This window comes from Lysobacter alkalisoli, assembly GCF_006547045.1.
GTDB classification, from domain to species: Bacteria; Pseudomonadota; Gammaproteobacteria; order Xanthomonadales; family Xanthomonadaceae; genus Marilutibacter; species Marilutibacter alkalisoli.
This window is the reverse complement of sequence record NZ_CP041242.1, coordinates 803,250-819,495: the sequence shown is the minus strand read 5'-3', so window position 1 is coordinate 819,495 and position 16,246 is coordinate 803,250. Positions and strand designations below refer to the sequence as shown.

Genomic DNA, 16,246 nt, shown 5'->3' with positions numbered 1-16,246 from the left:
AGCGGCCACCCGTGCGCGGCTACAATGCGCGCCATGCCGGCCAATGCCTTCCACATCGGTCCCCATCGCATCGCGCCGCGGGTGATCCTCGCGCCGATGGCCGGGGTGACCGACAAACCGTTCCGGGTGCTTTGCAAGCGCCTGGGCGCGGGGCTGTGCGTGTCGGAGATGACCACCTCGGACCCGCGTTTCTGGAATACCGCCAAGTCGCGCCACCGCATGGACCATGATGGCGAGCCCGACCCGATCAGCGTGCAGATCGCCGGCACCGTACCGGAGGTGATGGCCGAGGCCGCGCGCCACAACGTCGCCCACGGCGCGCAGATCATCGACATCAACATGGGTTGCCCGGCCAAGAAGGTCTGCAATGCCTGGGCCGGCTCGGCACTGATGCGCGACGAGGCGCTGGTCGCGCGCATCCTCTCCGCAGTGGTGGATGCCGCCGAAGTACCGGTGACGCTGAAGATCCGCACCGGCTGGGCCGCCGACCGGCGCAATGCAGGAACCATCGCCCGCATCGCCGAGGACAGCGGCATCACCGCGCTCGCCATCCACGGCCGCACCCGCGACCAGCAGTACACCGGCGTGGCCGAGTACGACACCATTGCCGAGGTCAAGGCGTCACTGTCGATCCCGGTATTCGCCAACGGCGACATCGACTCGCCGCAGAAGGCCGCACAAGTGCTCGCCCACACCGGCTGCGACGCAGTACTGGTCGGCCGCGCCGCCCAGGGCCGGCCATGGATCTTCCGCGAGATCGCGCATCATCTCGCCACCGGCGGCTTTCTTCCGCCGCCGACGCTGGAGGAAGTGCGCGACATCCTGCTCGGTCACCTGCGCGACCTGCACGCGTTCTACGGCGAGCAGTCCGGCGTGCGCATCGCCCGCAAGCACCTGGGCTGGTACGCCAAGGATCGTCCCGAGAACACCTCTTTCCGCGCCGTGGTCAACCGCGCCGAGAGCGCCGAGGCGCAGTTGCGCCTGACCCGCGACTACTTCGATGCGCTGGTCGCGGGAGTGGCACCGGAGTTGCCGGTCGCAGCGTGACCAGCCCTCCCCGGGTGCGGCTTCGCCTTACCCGGGCTACGAGTGCCTTCCCGTGGGTACCGGCCAACTTTCCAGAAGCAGGTGGTCCTGCCTTGGTGCGACCTTCCGCGGCATGGATGCCGCGGATGAGCCTACAAGGACGTACTTGCGGCGTGTCGCGCCAAGGCAGGGCCACCTGCTTCCCCGCCGATCTCACAGGGGCGACATAGAATGCCGTGACTCCCGAGCAGATTCCGCCATGAGCGACGCCGACACCACCTGCGACTTCCCTTACCTGCACGGCTTCTCGCCCACCGAACAGGCACGCCTGGTCAAACAGGCGCGGCTGGCCGAATCCACGATCTTCCACAACATCGACTACGGCAGCGCCCGGCGCCTGCTCGAGGTCGGCAGTGGCGTCGGCGCGCAGACCGAAATCCTGCTGCGCCGCTTTCCCGAACTGCACATCACCTGCGTCGACCTCAACGAGAGCCAGCTTGCCGCCGCCGGCGACAACCTCGGCCGGATGCCCTGGCTGCAGGGCCGCTACGAACTGCACCACGCCAACGCCACCGAACTGCCATTCGAACCGCGCAGCTTCGATGCCGCCTTCCTGTGCTGGGTGCTCGAACACGTGCCCGCACCGGCGCGTGTCCTCAACGAAGTCCGCCGGGTGCTGGCGCCCGGCTCGACCGTCTACATCACCGAGGTGATGAACTCCTCGTTCCTGCTCGACCCGTACTCACCCAACACCTGGCGCTACTGGATGGCCTTCAACGACTTCCAGTACGACAGCGGCGGCGATCCGTTCGTCGGCGCCAAGCTCGGCAACCTGCTGCTGGCCGGCGGCTTCCGCGACGTCGCCACCGAGGTCAAGACCTTTTACTTCGACAACCGCGAACCGGCCCGGCGCAAGACCATGATCGCGTTCTGGGAAGAACTGCTGCTGTCTGCCGCCGAACAGCTGATCGCCGCCGGCAAGGTCACCCCCGACGTGGTCGAGGGCATGCGCCAGGAAATGCACCAGGTGCAGAACGACCCCAACGCGGTGTTCTTCTACGCCTTCGTACAGGCGCGCGCGACGGTCTACTGATCGGCCGTGCGCGATCGGGCACCGGCCGGCCCGCTTCCTCTTCTCTCCGTCTCACCAGCCACTCCGGTGGCCGCGGCGGCCGCCGGAGCAGCCTCATCGACCGGCGCGTGCCAGATCCGCTGCCACATGCCCCCCAGCCTGCGACTCGCCTCCCACGGCCACTGCTTCTGCCGCGACGGAATCTCGCGCCAGCGTTCGCCGTCGCGCTCGGCCACCACGAAACGGAAGCTGTAATCGGGTTCCGCTCCCATCCGCAGGTCGCTGAGCACCAGCATCCCGTCGCGCTGCTCGGCCTTCATGAAGCCGTGGTTGAACCAGGCCAGCCGGCGCACAGCGGAGTAGTCCGATACCGTCGCCATGGCGTGCCGGTCGGAGGGATACTCGCGAAACGTCATCGCTCCGCGGTCGACGACCAGCGAACGCTCGCCCTCGACGAAGCCCGATGGCGTCATCGCCACTACCCGCCACAGCAGGATGTTGAACGGCATCGGCACCGAGAACCGCGGCGCGTCCTCCAGTCCCACCGCCGCAAGCGAACGCTCCGCCTCGCGCTCGACCATCGATTTGGCACCCAGCGAGGCCAGCAGGTACAGCGAACTCAGCGACAACCCGACCAGCAGCATCCGTTGCGCCGCCAGCCGTTCGCGCAGGAACCACGCGATCATGCAAGCCAGCAGCAGCCAGACCGTATACAGCGGGTCGATGATGAACACGCTCGACCACATCACCGGCTTGAACGGCAGCGGCCACAGCAACTGGGTGCCGTAGACGGTGAATGCATCGAGCAGCGGATGCGTGCACAAGGCCAGCTGGATCGCCCAGAACCAGCGCCGCGGCGACTCGGCCACCCGCCCGCCACGCCGCCGGCACCATTCCCAGATCATCCAGGCGACCAGCGGCAGCACCAGCAGTGAATGACTGAAGCTGCGGTGCCAGGTCATCCGCAGCACCGGGTCGTCGGTGAGCAGGTTGACCGGCAGCACGTCCAGGTCCGGCAGGGTGCCGAGCGCAGCGCCGGCCAGCAGGGCCGCGCGACGATGCTGCGGCGGTGCGATGGCCGCGGCGACGGCAGCGCCGAGGACGATCTGGGTGAGGGAATCCATGCAGTTGGAGGATGGCGACTCGTAACCGGGAGCGTAACCGCTGTCTGGTGTCCGTGGACATGCCGTCAGTAACGAAATCCCCCTGCTCGATCCCTGGCGCGATAGCGCCAGAGCGCCGACAGCCCGTACAGCACGACCAGCGCCGCCAGGTTCCACAGTTGCGGCGCCACCTCGCCAAGCGAAGCGCCCATCTGGTTCAGCCTCACCATGGCGTTGATTCCCGGCGTGCTTGGCAACAGGGCCGCCAGCCATCGCAGCGCATCCGGCGACGAGGTCACCGGCCACGACAGGTGGGCGAGCATGAACAGCACCAGCGAGGTCGCCACCACGTACTGGAACGCCCGCTCGCGGGTACTGAAGAAGCTGCCCAGCCACAGGCCGAACAGGACCGTGGCGGCGAGGAACAACCCGCCCGCGACCAGCAGTCCCGCCAGGTTGCCGCCGCGCGGATAATCCTGAATCCAAAAGGCGAGGCCGCTGTAGTACAGCAGGCCGAAGGCGCCGATCAGCAGGAAGGCGGTCGCGATACCGGCCAACTCGACCGGCCGCCACGACAGTCGCCGTCCGCGCCTGCGGCGCATCCCGCCGGCAAGCACGCCGATTCCGACCAGCAAGGTCTGATGCACGATCAGTTCCGCCACGCCCGGCACGATGCTGCTGCCGTACCCCTCGCGGGTATTGAACAGCGGTCGTTGCACCAGTTGCAGCGGCACCTGCGTCGGCGCACCGGCGAACCGCGCCTGAACCCGTGCCGCATCCATCGCGAACCCGCGTACCGCATCGCCAACGCCATTGAGCACGGTACTCGCGCGCCCGAGGAAGGCACCGTTGCCATACAGTGCCACCTGCCCCTGCCCGCCGCGCAGGATGTCGCGCTCGAAACCGGCCGGGATCACGACGATGCCTTCCACCCTGCCCTGCCGGACCAGTGCCGCGGCCGCATCGACCGACTCCGTTGCCGCCGCCACCTTCACCGCGCGCACCGCATCGATCGTGCGCAGCAGGTCGCGGCTCATCGGACTGCGATCCTGATCGACGATGGCCACGGGCAATCGGCTTGCCACTTCATGCCGGTATGCGGCCGGATACAGGAACGAATACAGCACCACCGCGCCGATCATCGTGTTGCGTGCATAGCGGTCGGCGAAAACCGCCCGCAGGGTCGCACGCAGAGCGTGCCAGAACGTCCTCACGAGGACTTTCCTCCGGCATGTGCGGGCAACGCGCGCATCACCATCTTCAGGCCCAGCCCGCCCGCGATCACCACGAACAGCAGCAGCATCGCCAACGGCCACAGCGACACCGTCCACGCCGACCCCATGTCCAGTTGCTGCGCCTGCAGCTTCACGTAGTGGCTGAAGGGAAGCAGCGTGCTCCACACGCGAGCGAACAGCGGCGCTTCGAGCATCGGGAAGGTGCCCGCACTGAACGCCATTGCGGTGCCTGCGTACAGCCCCATCACCGATAACGAGGTACCCATGTCGCGTGTCGCGCCGACCAGCAGCAGCGCGACCGCGCCATAGGCCGCGTAGAGCGCCGCCTGCCCGGCCGCCAGCATCAGCAGACTGCCCGCGGGTGCACCACTGCGGGCACAGATCCACAGGATGCCGGCCATGCCATAGAGCATGAACAACGCGATGTACGGGAGCAGTTTGCCGATCACCGCCACCGACATGCGGCCATCGGCGCTGTGGAGCCAGTCGCTGGCGGTTGTGTCGCGGAACTCACGTCCGAACGCGCTGACCATCGCCATCGCCGCAGCCAGCAGCAGCAGCGCGGGGAAGAACAGCCCGAGCAGGAATCGCTCGTAGCTGCGTGCAGCGTTGAACAGGACCGTACCCTGCACCGCGACCGGCACGCCGCGTACGTTTCCAGGACCCGTCTGCAGCGCCACCTCGCGCTGCACCAGACGACGGTTGAACGCATCGACCACATCCCGATATCGCGCGATGCCGACTGGCCAGCGCTGAGATAGCTGGCGTTGTAGTAGGCGAACACGGTGCCGGGCTCCCCGACCTTCACCTCCATGCTGCGTGGCGGCAGATAGACCACGGCATACACCTCCAGCCGACGTACCAGCGACCAGGCCTGCCGGAGGTCGCCTGGGCGGGCGCTGACCCGGAGTCCGGGGCTGGCGTCGAGCCCGCGCAGCAGTTCGCGGCTGGCTTCGGAACGATCCTGGTCGACCACCGCGATCGGCAGTTCGCGGATGCCGCCGGCGCTCAACTGCCAGGCGAGCAGGGCCATCATCAGGCAGGGCAGCCAGGTCGACATGCCCGCTTCCCAGGGATGTCGCCGCAGGAAGACCAGTTCGCGCCGCGTGACCGCCAGCATCCGCTGCATTGCGCCTGCTCCGGTAGTAGTCAGCGCTGCGGCCACCGGAACAGCACGCTCATGCCGGGCCGGAACCCCTCGATCCGCTCGACCGGCCGGGCCCTGACCTCGAAGCTCTTCACGTCGTAGCCGGACGACTGCCGGGTCGCGCGCCAGGTGGCGAAATCGCCGGCCGGGGCGATGTAGTAGATCTCGAACTCGACGTCCTCGCGCTCGAGCGCGGGGATGTGGCCGTTGATGCGCTTGCCGACCGACGCGCCGCCAAACTGATCCTCGCGCAGGTACATGGCCACCCACATCGCATCGAGGTCGACCAGGGTGAACACGGGGTAGCCCGCCGGCACCAGTTCGCCCACGTCGACCAGTCGTGTGCCGATCTCGCCTGCAACCGGCGCATGCCCGGCCACTTCAGCGCGCGCCGCCTGTACTTCCGCCACCGCCGCCTCTGCCTGCCTGACCTGTGCCTGCGCGGCATCGCGATCCTGGCTGCGCGCGCCCGCCAGGGCCTGGTCGTATTGCGCCCGCGCAGCCGCCTGTTGTTCCTCGGCACTGCGCGCCTGCGCCAGCGCCTCGTCACGACGTTGCCGGCTGACCACGCCCTCGGCATGCAGATTCTCGAGACGACGCCAGGTGGCGTGAGCGAAATCGCGCCCGGCCGCCGCGCGTTTCCAGTTCGCTTCGGCGGCCCGGATCTCCTCGCTGCGCGCGCCCTCTTCCGCCTTTTCCGCCTGCGCGCGCGCCGCAGCCAACATCGCCTCGGCCTGTTCGAGTTTGGCTGCGACCTCCGGGCTGTCCAGTTCGAACAGCACCTGCCCCGCTTCGACACGGTCGCCCTCCCGCACCAGCAGGCGCGCCACCCGGGCGGTGATCTTGGCCGCAACCTTCACGCTGTCGGCATCGGCCATCGCCTGGACCCGGTCCGGAGGCGCGCGGAATGCGAGCCAGATCCCGAACCCGAGCACCATCACCACCAGCAGCGGCCACCATCGCCGCGCCCTTGCACCGGGCCCTGCCGCCACTGGCGTTGAAGCATCCCTTTGCAGGTCGTCGTTCATGGCACCAGCACCTTGTCCGCGGTATGGGAATATTCGAGGAAGCGGTGCGCCTGGCCGCCGGCCTCCAGCAGCTGCGCGAGCGCGACGTCGTACGCATACGCCGCCTGCGCCCGCTCGACCCGCACCGCCCCCAACGCCAGCCGGGCATCGACCACATCGAGCGAGGTCGCCATGCCCTCGCGGAACGACAGTTCCTGCAGGCGCAGATTCTCCTCCGCCTCGGCGATCGCACTGTCCAGCAGTCCGAACTGCCGGCGTGCGGTCTCCATCGCGTTCCAGGCACGGGTCATGCCGATCTCGATCCGGTTGCCGGCTTCGCGCAGCCCGGCCTCGGCACGATCGTGCTGCGCGTGCGCCGCGGCAAGCCGCTGCATCCGCCCGCCTCCCGAAAGGAAGGTGTACTTCAGCCCCAGTCCGATCACCCAGTCGGGGTCGGTCAACAGTGCATCACCATGCCGCAGGTCGTACTGGCCGAACGCGAACACCTGCGGCTTGAGTTCCGCGCGATGCACGCGCACCGACTCGCTCGCCTGTTCGGACAGCGCCTGCAGCCGCAGGCGCTGCGGGTGACTGGTAGCCGCTGAGGCGATGAGTGCATCCAGCGTCTCGACCGGAGCATCGTGGACGAACAGCCCCGAGGTCGGCTCGACATCGCCGCCGGCCCGCAACAGCAGGGCCAGCGTGGCGCGGGCGCTTGCAAGATCACCCATCGCGGCCTGGTAGTCGCGCTCGGCTCGATCCCGGGCCACCGTTGCCTGCAACCGTTGCGCACGGGTCGCGATACCTTCCCGCTCAAGCGCGCGCGCATCGGCCAAGTGGCGCTCCAGTCCATCGCGGACGTCGCGGCGCACGTCCACGGCAAGCTCGGCCAGCTGCTGGCCGAAGTACGCTTGCACCAGTTGCACCATCAACGACTGCGATTCCAGCTCACGCTCCGCAGCGCTCTGGCGCAGGGCCGCGGCGGCGGCATTGCGGGCGGCCGGGATGCGTCCGCCGGTATACAGCGGCAGGATCGCGGTCAGCGAGGGGCGCGTGCGCCAGTCGCGAAACTCGAACGTCAATGGCGACTGGATCCCGTAGTCCTCGGCCACGGGCGCCAGCGATCCCAGCGGAAGCTCCAGGGTCTTCTCGAACTGGATGCGACGGACGTCGATACCGATCTCGGGCAGCCGCAAGCGCCGGCTCGCCTCCAGTTCGGCCGCCTTGCCGCGCACTCCGGCTTCCGCCGCCGCCATCGCGTCGGACACCTCCAACAGGCGCCGCTGTGCCTGCTCGAAATCCAGCGGCACGTGTCCGGGCTGCGGTTGTGCCTGTGTGGCGCTGGCGGCGATCAGAGACGGGGCAATCAGAAGCGAAACCCAACATGCGACCCAGGCCCGCCGTCCCCCGCCTCCGATACGCGCCCCGCACTGTCTGGACATCCGCCCCCCGGTCTTCCTCGATCGGCGCGAGCATGCCTGAACACGCGTGGACAGGGCGTTCACCTCGTCATCATGCCCGCCCCACGGCACAGACAGCCACCGCCAGGCGACCTGTTCTTGCATCGGCACCAACTGATAGCAGCCGGGCATCGCCCATTGTCATAACCGCGATGGAATCCTGAAGTAGTCACTGCCGGGGCACGAGAGGCCTGCGCATCCCGCCAGGTACCCGGCACACCCACCAGGAGACCGCCATGAACACCCCCCGCAACTTCGGCGTGCTTTCCCTCGCCGCCATCAGCGTAGCCCTCATCGCCGCGCCCTCCCCCGCATCCGCAGACGAAGCTTCGGTCAAGGCCCTGTCGGAAATTTCCGGCGTCAGCGAGCGCCATGTCCGCATGGTTCTCGGCGCCCGCACCCCGTACCCCGAGTACCGCATCGTCTACGACCGCAAGAAGAAGCAGCTGGAAGAAGCCATCGGCCCCGAGACCTTCAATCGACTGCTGGCCGGTGACAAGGTCGAACTCGCCCCCCGCCAGGCTCCGTCCCAGGCGATCGCGAAGGCTGAAGTCCGGCCCCAGGAACGGCAACCGTGAGGTCAGGCGGACAGGCGCCCACGCCCGGGTGCCTGTCCGCCGATGGCGAGCCGCCGCCGTCTGTCAGGAGTTCACTTGCCAATCACGCTGCGGTGGCCTGCAACCACCCCTCTCCCCCGTTGGGCATCAAGACAGGGGGTGCATGCTCGCGATACCGGAGGCTGGCGTGTCCCGATTCGCAACCACCCACTGGAGCATCATCGTTCATGGACACGACCAGCCTGGGCAATCGCAGGAGGCCCTGGTCGCTATCTGCGAAACCTATCGTCGCCCGGTGCTCAGCTATCTGCGCAGCCGCGGCCACGACACCAGTGACGCCGAGGACCTGACCCAGGAATTCTTCACCCGCCTGATCGAACAGCGCTGGGACCGGCGCGCCGACCCCGGGCGCGGGCGCTTCCGTTCGTTCCTGCTGACCGCGCTCAACCGCTTCCTGAGCAACGAACATGCCGCCCGGGCCGCAGCCTGCCGCGGCGGCGACCTGCGCCAGGTCGAACTCGACGACAACCTCGGCGATCCCTATCCCGGACGTTCCCCCGAACAGGCCTTCAACCATGCCTGGGCCCTGACCGTGCTGCGCAATGCAGGTCATGCACTGGAACGCGAATGCCGCGGTCCCGACAAGGCCGCACTGTACGAAGCGATCAACGGATTCCTGGTCGAGAAGCCCACCGCCGCCGACTACCAGATCGTCGCTCGCCGGCTGGGCATGAAGCCCAACACCGTGGCCGTGCACGTGCACCGGATGCGCCAGCGCCTGCGCGAGCTGGTACAGGCGGAACTGGTGCAGACCGTGACCGACGCCGAAAGCCTGGAGGCTGAACTGGAGGCCCTGCGCGAAATCGTCGGCATCCCTGGCGGATCCAACGTGGCAGCTGGCTGATGACCGGGTCGACGCAACCACCCTGCGGCCCCGGTCCGGCACGACCGTCACGCTGGTGGCGCAACTCCGCGATCGCGCGTGGCATCTTCGACCGCTCAAGGCCGGATGCCGGCAAGACGTCACCGGCACTGCGCACGCTGCGGCCGGAAACCGCGCCGCCTTCGCGTCCCGGTCCAGATCTCGACGACCCGACACAATGCGATCTCGGCGACTACCGGCTGGTGTCGATGATCGGCCGTGGCGGCATGGGCATGGTCTACAAGGCGCGCCAGCTGTCGCTGCAACGCGACGTCGCGATCAAGCTGCTCGACACTGGCATCTGGGCATCACCGGAGCTGATCGCCGGCCTGTACCGTGAAGCCCGCCATGCCGCCCGCCTGCAACACCCGAACATCGTCGCCGTGTATGGCATCGGTGAAAGCCGCGGCCAGGCCTGGTTCGCGATGCAGTACATCGAGGGCTGCACGCTTGCGGAGCAGATCGATCGCGATGGCCCGTTGCCGCCGGCCGATGCGGCACGGATGATCCTGACGGTCGCGGAAGCGGTCCACTACGCGCACCGGCTCGACATCCTGCACCTGGACCTCAAACCGGGAAACCTGCTGATCGATGCCGATGGTCAACCGCACATCACCGACTTCGGCCTCGCCCGTCGCGTAGACAACACCGATGGCGTCGAGAACGACTGTATTTCCGGCACGCCTGGCTACATGGCTCCGGAGCAGGTACAGATCGGACCGCGCCTGAGCCGGACCACCGATGTCTGGGGGCTGGGCGCGATCCTGTACGAGTCGCTGACCGGCAGGCCGCCATTCGAGGGCGACGATACCAAGGAGATCATCCGCAACGTTGCCCAGGCTGCCGTCCGCCGGCCGCGCGGACAGCGCCCGCTGCCGCCCGACCTGGAAGCCATCGTGATGCGCTGCCTGCGCCGCAGGCCGGATCAGCGCTATCGCACCGCTCGGGCCCTGGCCCACGATCTTTCACGGTTCCTCGAAGGCCACCCGGTCAGTGCACGCCCGCTCAATGTCATCCAGCGTGTGATGCAATGGGCCCTGCGCGAGAAGTGGCTGGCATCGGCAACCGGAGTCGCGATCGCCGCGATGCTGGCCGGGATCGTGGCGACATCGATCCAATGGCGACGGGCCGAGGAACAAGCCACCCTTGCCAGTGAAGTCAATTCATTCCTCAACGAAGACGTGCTGGCATCGATCGATCCTTACATCGAACCGGGCACCGAGCCCGCCAGAATCACCGTCATGGCCATGCTTGAAAACGCCGAAGCCCGGCTCGATGGCCAGCGAGTACACAGCCCTGCCGCACGCGCACAGATCGGCTTGACGCTCGGTCGCGCCTACTTCGGGCTCGGACTGTGGGGCACGGCGCGCACGCGACTGGAAAAGGCGCTGTCCGACGCCCGCTTGTCACTGGGGAACGAGGCAGACCTGACGCTCGATATCGAGCAGCAACTCGCGCGCACGGCCACCTTCGACAGCCAGTACACGCGGGCGGAAGAACTTTATCGCCATCTCCTCGAAGCGCGGCGGAAGCATTCCGGCTGGAACAGCCCGATCACCCTTCAGGCCAGACGAGACCATGTCCAGCTGCTTTACGAGACCGGGATGATCGATCTTGCCCTGACCGAACTCGAGTCCGCGCGCCTCGCTGCCGTCACCCATGCGCCCGATCAGGTGGCGGCCATCGACTGGAAGCTGTCCGACCTGTACACAGAAATCAACCGCTGGGAACATGCCGAAACGCTGGCGCGCCGCGCACTGGCTGCGTCCCGTGACGAACTCGGCCCCTACCATCTGCAATATCTGTGGGAGAGCGTGTCGCTGGCCGACATCCTGCTTCTGCGCGGGAAATGGGACGAGGCCGAAACCCGGTTCCGCACGATCCATGACGACCTGACGCGCATCGTCGGTCCCCGGCACCCGATGACGTTGACGATGGCGCATTACCTCGGGCAGATCAGCCTCGAGCGGGGTGACAGCGATTCCGCCCTGACGCAACTCCGGCATGTCCTGCATGAGCGCATCGAAGTCCACGGAGAGGCGCATAAATGGACGCATTACACGATGAACCGGCTCGGCCAGGCGCTGGTGGCCTCACAGCGTCCCGACGAGGCCATCGAACTGCTCGAACACACCCTCCGGCTCGCAAGCGATGCCGGACATCGCAACCAGGCTCACGTGCTGCTTGTGCAGGACAACCTGGCCAGCGCGCACATCATGAAAGGAGAGCTCGACCGGGCCGAAACCCATCTCGAAGAGGCTCTCTCGAATGCATCCAGGACTCTGCCAGCCAACAACTTCAGAAGAGCGATGCTGGAACGCACCATGGGAAGCCTGCGCGAGAAGCAGTCGCGCCCCGAGCAGGCAGAAGTGCATTACCGGTACGCCGCAGATGTGTTTTCCGAGGGGTTTGGCGAGGACCACCCATGGGTGGTCGACCTTCGGACACGGCTACACTGAGCCCCGTGCCACCGTGTCGACCGCCCTGCAGGCTGCCGCGTACGCCGGCTCAGGCCGCATCCGGCAGCGCGTCCGAACCGGTGTCCATCCCCACGAACCGCTCACGCGCCGGCAGCGATACCAGCACGTCGCCGCGATGCGAGAGCAGGCGCAGGGTGCCGTCCGGATCCTCGGCCAGCGCGGTCAGGCTTTCGACCCAGTCGCCGTCATTGGCGTAGATGCAGCCATCGCGTTCGAACAGATCGGCACGATGAATGTGTCCGCAGACGATGCCGTCCAGTCCGCGCCGGCATGCGTCGTCGACCCCGGCCTGGACGAACCGGCCGATATAGCGTTCGGCCGCACCGCTCCGGCGCTTGAGAAACTCGGACAGCGACCAGTAGCGCATGCCCAGCGCGCGGCGCGCATGGTTGAACATCCGGTTGCCGCTGAGGATGCGGTAGTACAACCAGTCGCCGAGTTTTTCCTGCAGGTTGCCGAAATGAGTGATGGCATCGTAGTCATCGCCATGGGTGACCAGCAGGCGGCGGCCGTCGGCGGTGGCGTGGATGGTACGGCGGCGTACCTGCATGCGCGGCAGCGCCAGCCCGCAGAAGCGGCGGATCGGGCGGTCGTGATTGCCGGGCACGTAGATCAGCTCGGTGCCAGCCCGGCGCAGCGCATGCAGGGCCTCGACCACGCGGTTGTGTGCCGCATCCCAGCGCGCGCGGCGCTGCGCCATCCACCACAGATCGACGATGTCGCCGACCATGTACAGGCGATCGCAACGCAGACTGCCGAGAAAATCGGCAAGCTCCGCTGCGTGACAGTGCTTTGAACCCAGATGAACATCAGAAATGAAGACGGCGCGTCGCCGGGGTGGCAACTGCGCTACGGGAGTGGAGACAGTTGCCGGGGGTTCATGCGCGGGCGCCCACGTCTTGCGGGTGGCCGGGAATTCGAAGGTAGCGGGCGCGTTTCTTCGGTCGCAACCTGTCCAGGTCGACCTCGATCAGGCCGTCGACCGAGTCGCTGAAGTCCGGATCGACGCCGAAGGCGAGGAAACGCGCGCCACCCGGTTCGCACAGGTCGGTGTACTGCTTGTAGAGCATCGGCAGGGTCGCGCCGAGCGCATCGAGGTTGTCGCGCAGCACCCGGAACGCGGTGGCGGCGTCAAGCGCCGGATCGAAGTCCGGCGGCGCAGCGCGATACCGGAACGGCCGGTTCGACACCACCTGCCCGGCCTCGCCGCCGTAGTAGCGTGCGTAGTAAGCGACGATCTGTTCGCGTGCCTCGACCGGCAGCGCGGCACTGATCGAGACCGGCCCGAACAGGTAGCGCACATCCGGATGACGGGCGAGATAGGCCCCGATCCCCTGCCACAGGTAGTCGATGCTGCGGCTGCCCCAGTACTCCGGCGCGACGAAGCTGCGCCCCAGCTCCATGCCTTCGAGCAGGCGCGGCACGGTTTCATCGGCATAGCGAAACAGCGATGCGGTGTAGAGCCCGGCCATCCCGCGCATCGGCAGCACATCGGCACCGCGGGCGATGCGGTAGGCGCCGGCGATCCGCGACTGGGCCGCGTCCCAGACCAGGATGTGCTCGTACCAGCCGTCGTACTCGTCGACATCGAGCCGGCGTCCGGTGCCCTCGCCGACCTGGCGGAAAGTCAGCTCGCGCAAGCGGCCGATCTCGCGCAGCAACGGTGCGCCCGTAGCCAGTCGACCGACCCGGATCTGCTTGCCGTCGAAGGTCTCGCCGAGCAGGGTCATGGCTTCGACTCCGGCCCGGATCTGCACCGGGTCGACGCGATCGATCAGCGGTTCCGGCCCGGCCATTGCCGGTCGTTCGTGCCGGGTGCCGATCGAGAACAGTTCGCGCCGTACCCGGCGCAGCACCTCGGTCGGTTTCGCATCCGCCGACAGGTTCAGCGGCCGGCCGATCCGCAGCGCGATCCGGCGCTGGCGGCGGGCGAACATCTCGCGCGCGAGCAAGGCGGTGCCCACCGGCTTGAACAGCGCCGAGGCACCGTAGAAGAACGCCGAATTGCGCGTCTCGACCCGGATCGGCAGCACCGGCGCCCCGGTCGCACGCGCGAAACGCAGGAAGCCGCGCCGCCAGCGCCCGTCGGTGACCCCGCGCAGCCCGAGTCGGGCGACTTCGCCGGCCGGGAACACGATCACGCATTGTTCGGCCTCCAGCGCGGCCTCGACCGCGCGCAGGCTGTCCGCGCCCGGTCGCCCGCCGAGGATTCTCACCGGCAGCAGCAGGTCGTCGAGGCTGTCGATCACCGACAGCAGATCGTTGGCGACGATCCGCACGTCGCGGCGCACGCTGCCGACCAGGTCAAGCAGGGCCAGCGCATCGAGCGCCCCGGACGGATGGTTGGCGACGATCAGCAGCCGCCCGCGGGCCGGGATGCGCGCCCGTTCGGCCGGGTCATGGCTGTAGCGCGTCTGCAGGAAGTCCAATGCCGCGGACACGAAGTCGAAACCACGCAGATGGCCGTTGTCCTCCAGGAAGCGTTCCGCCGCATCCAGCCGCGACCAGCGACCAAGGGTGCGCAGGAGGGGACGGGAGAGTCGGGCGCGGCGCCCGGAGAACCAGTGCGGAAAACGTTGCTGCAGGCGCTGTTCGATCTTGCCCATACGTTTCAAGCGTCACGCCAGCCTTTGGCCGCCTGCGCGCAGCTTCGCGCCAGCCCGCGACAATCAGATGTCGTCCCGGCGACAGAGCCATGACAGTCTCACCGTTATCCCGGCGCTAGCGCTTTACAGCAGCCGAATGGCTGATCAAGCCGGGATGACGGGCAGACGCCTTAATCTCCGGCAACCCCCGTAACATGCACAATGCACCCCGGCCCGCACTTCGGTATCATGCGCGGCCATCCTTTCATCCGAATCGAAGGATAAACATCCTTTTTTGGAGCCGCCGCATGTCCAGCTACCTGTTCACCTCCGAATCCGTGTCCGAAGGCCATCCGGACAAGATCGCCGACCAGATCTCCGATGCCGTCCTCGACGCGATCCTCGCGCAGGACAAGCGTGCGCGCGTCGCTTGCGAGACGATGGTGAAGACCGGTGCCGCGATCGTCGCCGGCGAGGTCACCACCACCGCCTGGGTCGACATCGAGGAGCTGACCCGCAAGGTCATCAACAAGATCGGCTACGACAATTCCAGCGTCGGCTTCGATGGCCACACCTGCGCGATCATCAACATGCTCGGCAAGCAGTCGCCTGACATCGCCGCCGGCGTGGATGGCAGCAAGAAGAAGCAGAAGAAGCCGGAAGAACAGGGCGCCGGCGACCAGGGCCTGATGTTCGGCTACGCCTGCAACGAGGCGCCGGAATTCATGCCCGCGCCGATCTACTACAGCCACCGCCTGGTCGAGCAGCAGGCCAAGGTGCGCAAGAACGGCAAGTTGTCCTGGCTGCGCCCGGACGCCAAGAGCCAGGTCACCCTGCGCTACGACAACGACAACCGCATCATCGGCCTCGACGCGGTGGTGCTGTCGACCCAGCACGACCCGGGCATCAGGCAGAAGGACCTGGTCGAGGCCGTGCGCGAGCACATCCTCAAGCCGGTGCTGCCGAAGAAATGGTACGAGTCGCTGCCGAAGAACAAGGTCCACATCAACCCGACCGGCATCTTCGTGATCGGCGGCCCGGTCGGCGACTGCGGCCTGACCGGACGCAAGATCATCGTCGACACGTACGGCGGCATGGCCCGCCACGGCGGCGGCGCGTTCTCCGGCAAGGACCCGTCCAAGGTCGACCGCTCGGCCGCCTACGCCGCCCGCTACGTGGCCAAGAACGTGGTCGCCGCCGGCCTGGCCGACAAGTGCGAGGTGCAGGTGTCCTACGCCATCGGCGTGGCCGAGCCGACCTCGATCTCGGTCACCACGTTCGGCACCGGCAAGATCAGCGACGACAAGATCGAGAAGCTGATCCGCAAGCACTTCGACCTGCGCCCCTACGGCATCGTCAAGATGCTGGACCTGATCCACCCGATCTACCAGCAGACCGCGGCCTACGGCCACTTCGGCCGCAAGCCGAAGGAAGTCGGCTACATCGATGCCGACGGCAAGAAGCAGACCGCGACCGCCTTCTCCTGGGAGAAGACCGACAAGGCCGAGGAACTGCGCAAGGCAGCCAAGCTGTAACTGGTCCTTGAAGCCCGCCGTTGAACCCTTCTCCCTCACGGGAGAGGGTTGCGGTTGGGGTAAGACACGGGCCGCGCAAGCGGCCCGTGGTCGTTCCGGCTCCGCCAACGCCTCCAA

At 67.4% G+C, this 16,246-nt stretch carries 13 protein-coding genes and 1 pseudogene; 6 read left to right on the top strand and 8 right to left on the bottom strand.

What is annotated here, in order from left to right:
- Positions 1–33 precede the first annotated feature (33 nt).
- Together dusB and FKV23_RS03475 are read left to right on the top strand one after the other, a co-directional pair.
- On the top strand, positions 34–1,047 hold the full coding sequence (gene dusB / locus FKV23_RS03480) for a tRNA dihydrouridine synthase DusB (RefSeq protein WP_141622604.1): 1,014 nt from the start codon (positions 34–36) through the stop codon (positions 1,045–1,047).
- A 238-nt stretch (positions 1,048–1,285) separates the two neighbouring features.
- Positions 1,286–2,119 carry a class I SAM-dependent methyltransferase gene (locus FKV23_RS03475; protein WP_141622603.1) on the top strand — a complete coding sequence of 278 codons (834 nt, stop codon included), beginning with the start codon at positions 1,286–1,288 and terminating at the stop codon, positions 2,117–2,119.
- Here the strand turns inward: FKV23_RS03475 and FKV23_RS03470 are convergent.
- From FKV23_RS03470 to FKV23_RS03450, 6 genes and pseudogenes are all read right to left on the bottom strand, one after another.
- Positions 2,113–3,222: a metal-dependent hydrolase gene (locus FKV23_RS03470; protein WP_141622602.1), complete on the bottom strand. Its 1,110-nt coding sequence runs from the start codon at positions 3,220–3,222 to the stop codon at positions 2,113–2,115. The genes FKV23_RS03475 and FKV23_RS03470 overlap by 7 nt on opposite strands.
- A 65-nt stretch (positions 3,223–3,287) precedes the next feature.
- Positions 3,288–4,415 (bottom strand): ABC transporter permease, encoded by a 1,128-nt coding sequence (locus FKV23_RS03465; RefSeq protein WP_141622601.1) that lies wholly within the window; start codon positions 4,413–4,415, stop codon positions 3,288–3,290.
- Positions 4,412–5,155: an ABC transporter permease gene (locus FKV23_RS03460; protein ID WP_279633032.1), complete on the bottom strand. Its 744-nt coding sequence runs from the start codon at positions 5,153–5,155 to the stop codon at positions 4,412–4,414. Before FKV23_RS03460 ends, FKV23_RS03465 begins: the two co-directional genes overlap by 4 nt.
- Positions 5,156–5,235: 80 nt before the next feature.
- Positions 5,236–5,469, bottom strand: a pseudogene (locus FKV23_RS17650) (ABC transporter permease); the annotation flags it as partial.
- Between the two features lie 116 nt (positions 5,470–5,585).
- Complete coding sequence (locus FKV23_RS03455; protein ID WP_141622600.1) at positions 5,586–6,611, bottom strand: HlyD family secretion protein; 1,026 nt, start codon at positions 6,609–6,611, stop codon at positions 5,586–5,588.
- Entirely contained in the window at positions 6,608–8,008 is a 1,401-nt protein-coding gene (locus FKV23_RS03450) for a TolC family protein (RefSeq protein WP_244244147.1), read from the bottom strand. Before FKV23_RS03450 ends, FKV23_RS03455 begins: the two co-directional genes overlap by 4 nt.
- Positions 8,009–8,286: 278 nt before the next feature.
- On the opposite strand from FKV23_RS03450, the gene FKV23_RS17110 reads away from it, so the two are divergent.
- The 3 genes from FKV23_RS17110 (at position 8,287) to FKV23_RS03440 (ending at position 11,988) form a co-directional block, all read left to right on the top strand.
- Positions 8,287–8,628 (top strand): hypothetical protein, encoded by a 342-nt coding sequence (locus tag FKV23_RS17110; protein WP_167284930.1) that lies wholly within the window; start codon positions 8,287–8,289, stop codon positions 8,626–8,628.
- Between the two features lie 166 nt (positions 8,629–8,794).
- Positions 8,795–9,511 (top strand): RNA polymerase sigma factor, encoded by a 717-nt coding sequence (locus FKV23_RS03445; RefSeq protein WP_167284929.1) that lies wholly within the window; start codon positions 8,795–8,797, stop codon positions 9,509–9,511.
- A complete protein-coding gene (locus FKV23_RS03440) occupies positions 9,511–11,988 on the top strand; it encodes a serine/threonine-protein kinase (protein ID WP_141622598.1) in 2,478 nt (825 codons plus the stop codon). The genes FKV23_RS03445 and FKV23_RS03440 overlap by 1 nt, the downstream gene beginning before the upstream one ends.
- Positions 11,989–12,037: 49 nt before the next feature.
- Here the strand turns inward: FKV23_RS03440 and FKV23_RS03435 are convergent, their stop codons facing one another.
- Positions 12,038–12,853 carry a UDP-2,3-diacylglucosamine diphosphatase gene (locus FKV23_RS03435; protein WP_141622597.1) on the bottom strand — a complete coding sequence of 272 codons (816 nt, stop codon included), beginning with the start codon at positions 12,851–12,853 and terminating at the stop codon, positions 12,038–12,040.
- Between the two features lie 34 nt (positions 12,854–12,887).
- Positions 12,888–14,615 (bottom strand): lysophospholipid acyltransferase family protein, encoded by a 1,728-nt coding sequence (locus FKV23_RS03430; protein ID WP_141625016.1) that lies wholly within the window; start codon positions 14,613–14,615, stop codon positions 12,888–12,890.
- A 287-nt stretch (positions 14,616–14,902) separates the two neighbouring features.
- Between FKV23_RS03430 and metK the strand changes: the two genes are divergently transcribed.
- Positions 14,903–16,129, top strand: a complete 1,227-nt coding sequence (gene metK, locus FKV23_RS03425; protein ID WP_141622596.1) for a methionine adenosyltransferase — start codon at positions 14,903–14,905, stop codon at positions 16,127–16,129.
- Positions 16,130–16,246: the final 117 nt, after the last annotated feature.

Coding starts and splice junctions, on each gene's coding strand:
- FKV23_RS03470 (WP_141622602.1), bottom strand. CDS start 3,222: ATGGATTCCCTCACCCAGATCGTCCTCGGCGCTGCCGTCGCCGCGGCC.
- FKV23_RS03430 (WP_141625016.1), bottom strand. CDS start 14,615: ATGGGCAAGATCGAACAGCGCCTGCAGCAACGTTTTCCGCACTGGTTC.
- FKV23_RS03455 (WP_141622600.1), bottom strand. CDS start 6,611: ATGAACGACGACCTGCAAAGGGATGCTTCAACGCCAGTGGCGGCAGGG.
- FKV23_RS03475 (WP_141622603.1), top strand. CDS start 1,286: ATGAGCGACGCCGACACCACCTGCGACTTCCCTTACCTGCACGGCTTC.
- metK (WP_141622596.1), top strand. CDS start 14,903: ATGTCCAGCTACCTGTTCACCTCCGAATCCGTGTCCGAAGGCCATCCG.
- FKV23_RS17110 (WP_167284930.1), top strand. CDS start 8,287: ATGAACACCCCCCGCAACTTCGGCGTGCTTTCCCTCGCCGCCATCAGC.
- FKV23_RS03440 (WP_141622598.1), top strand. CDS start 9,511: ATGACCGGGTCGACGCAACCACCCTGCGGCCCCGGTCCGGCACGACCG.
- dusB (WP_141622604.1), top strand. CDS start 34: ATGCCGGCCAATGCCTTCCACATCGGTCCCCATCGCATCGCGCCGCGG.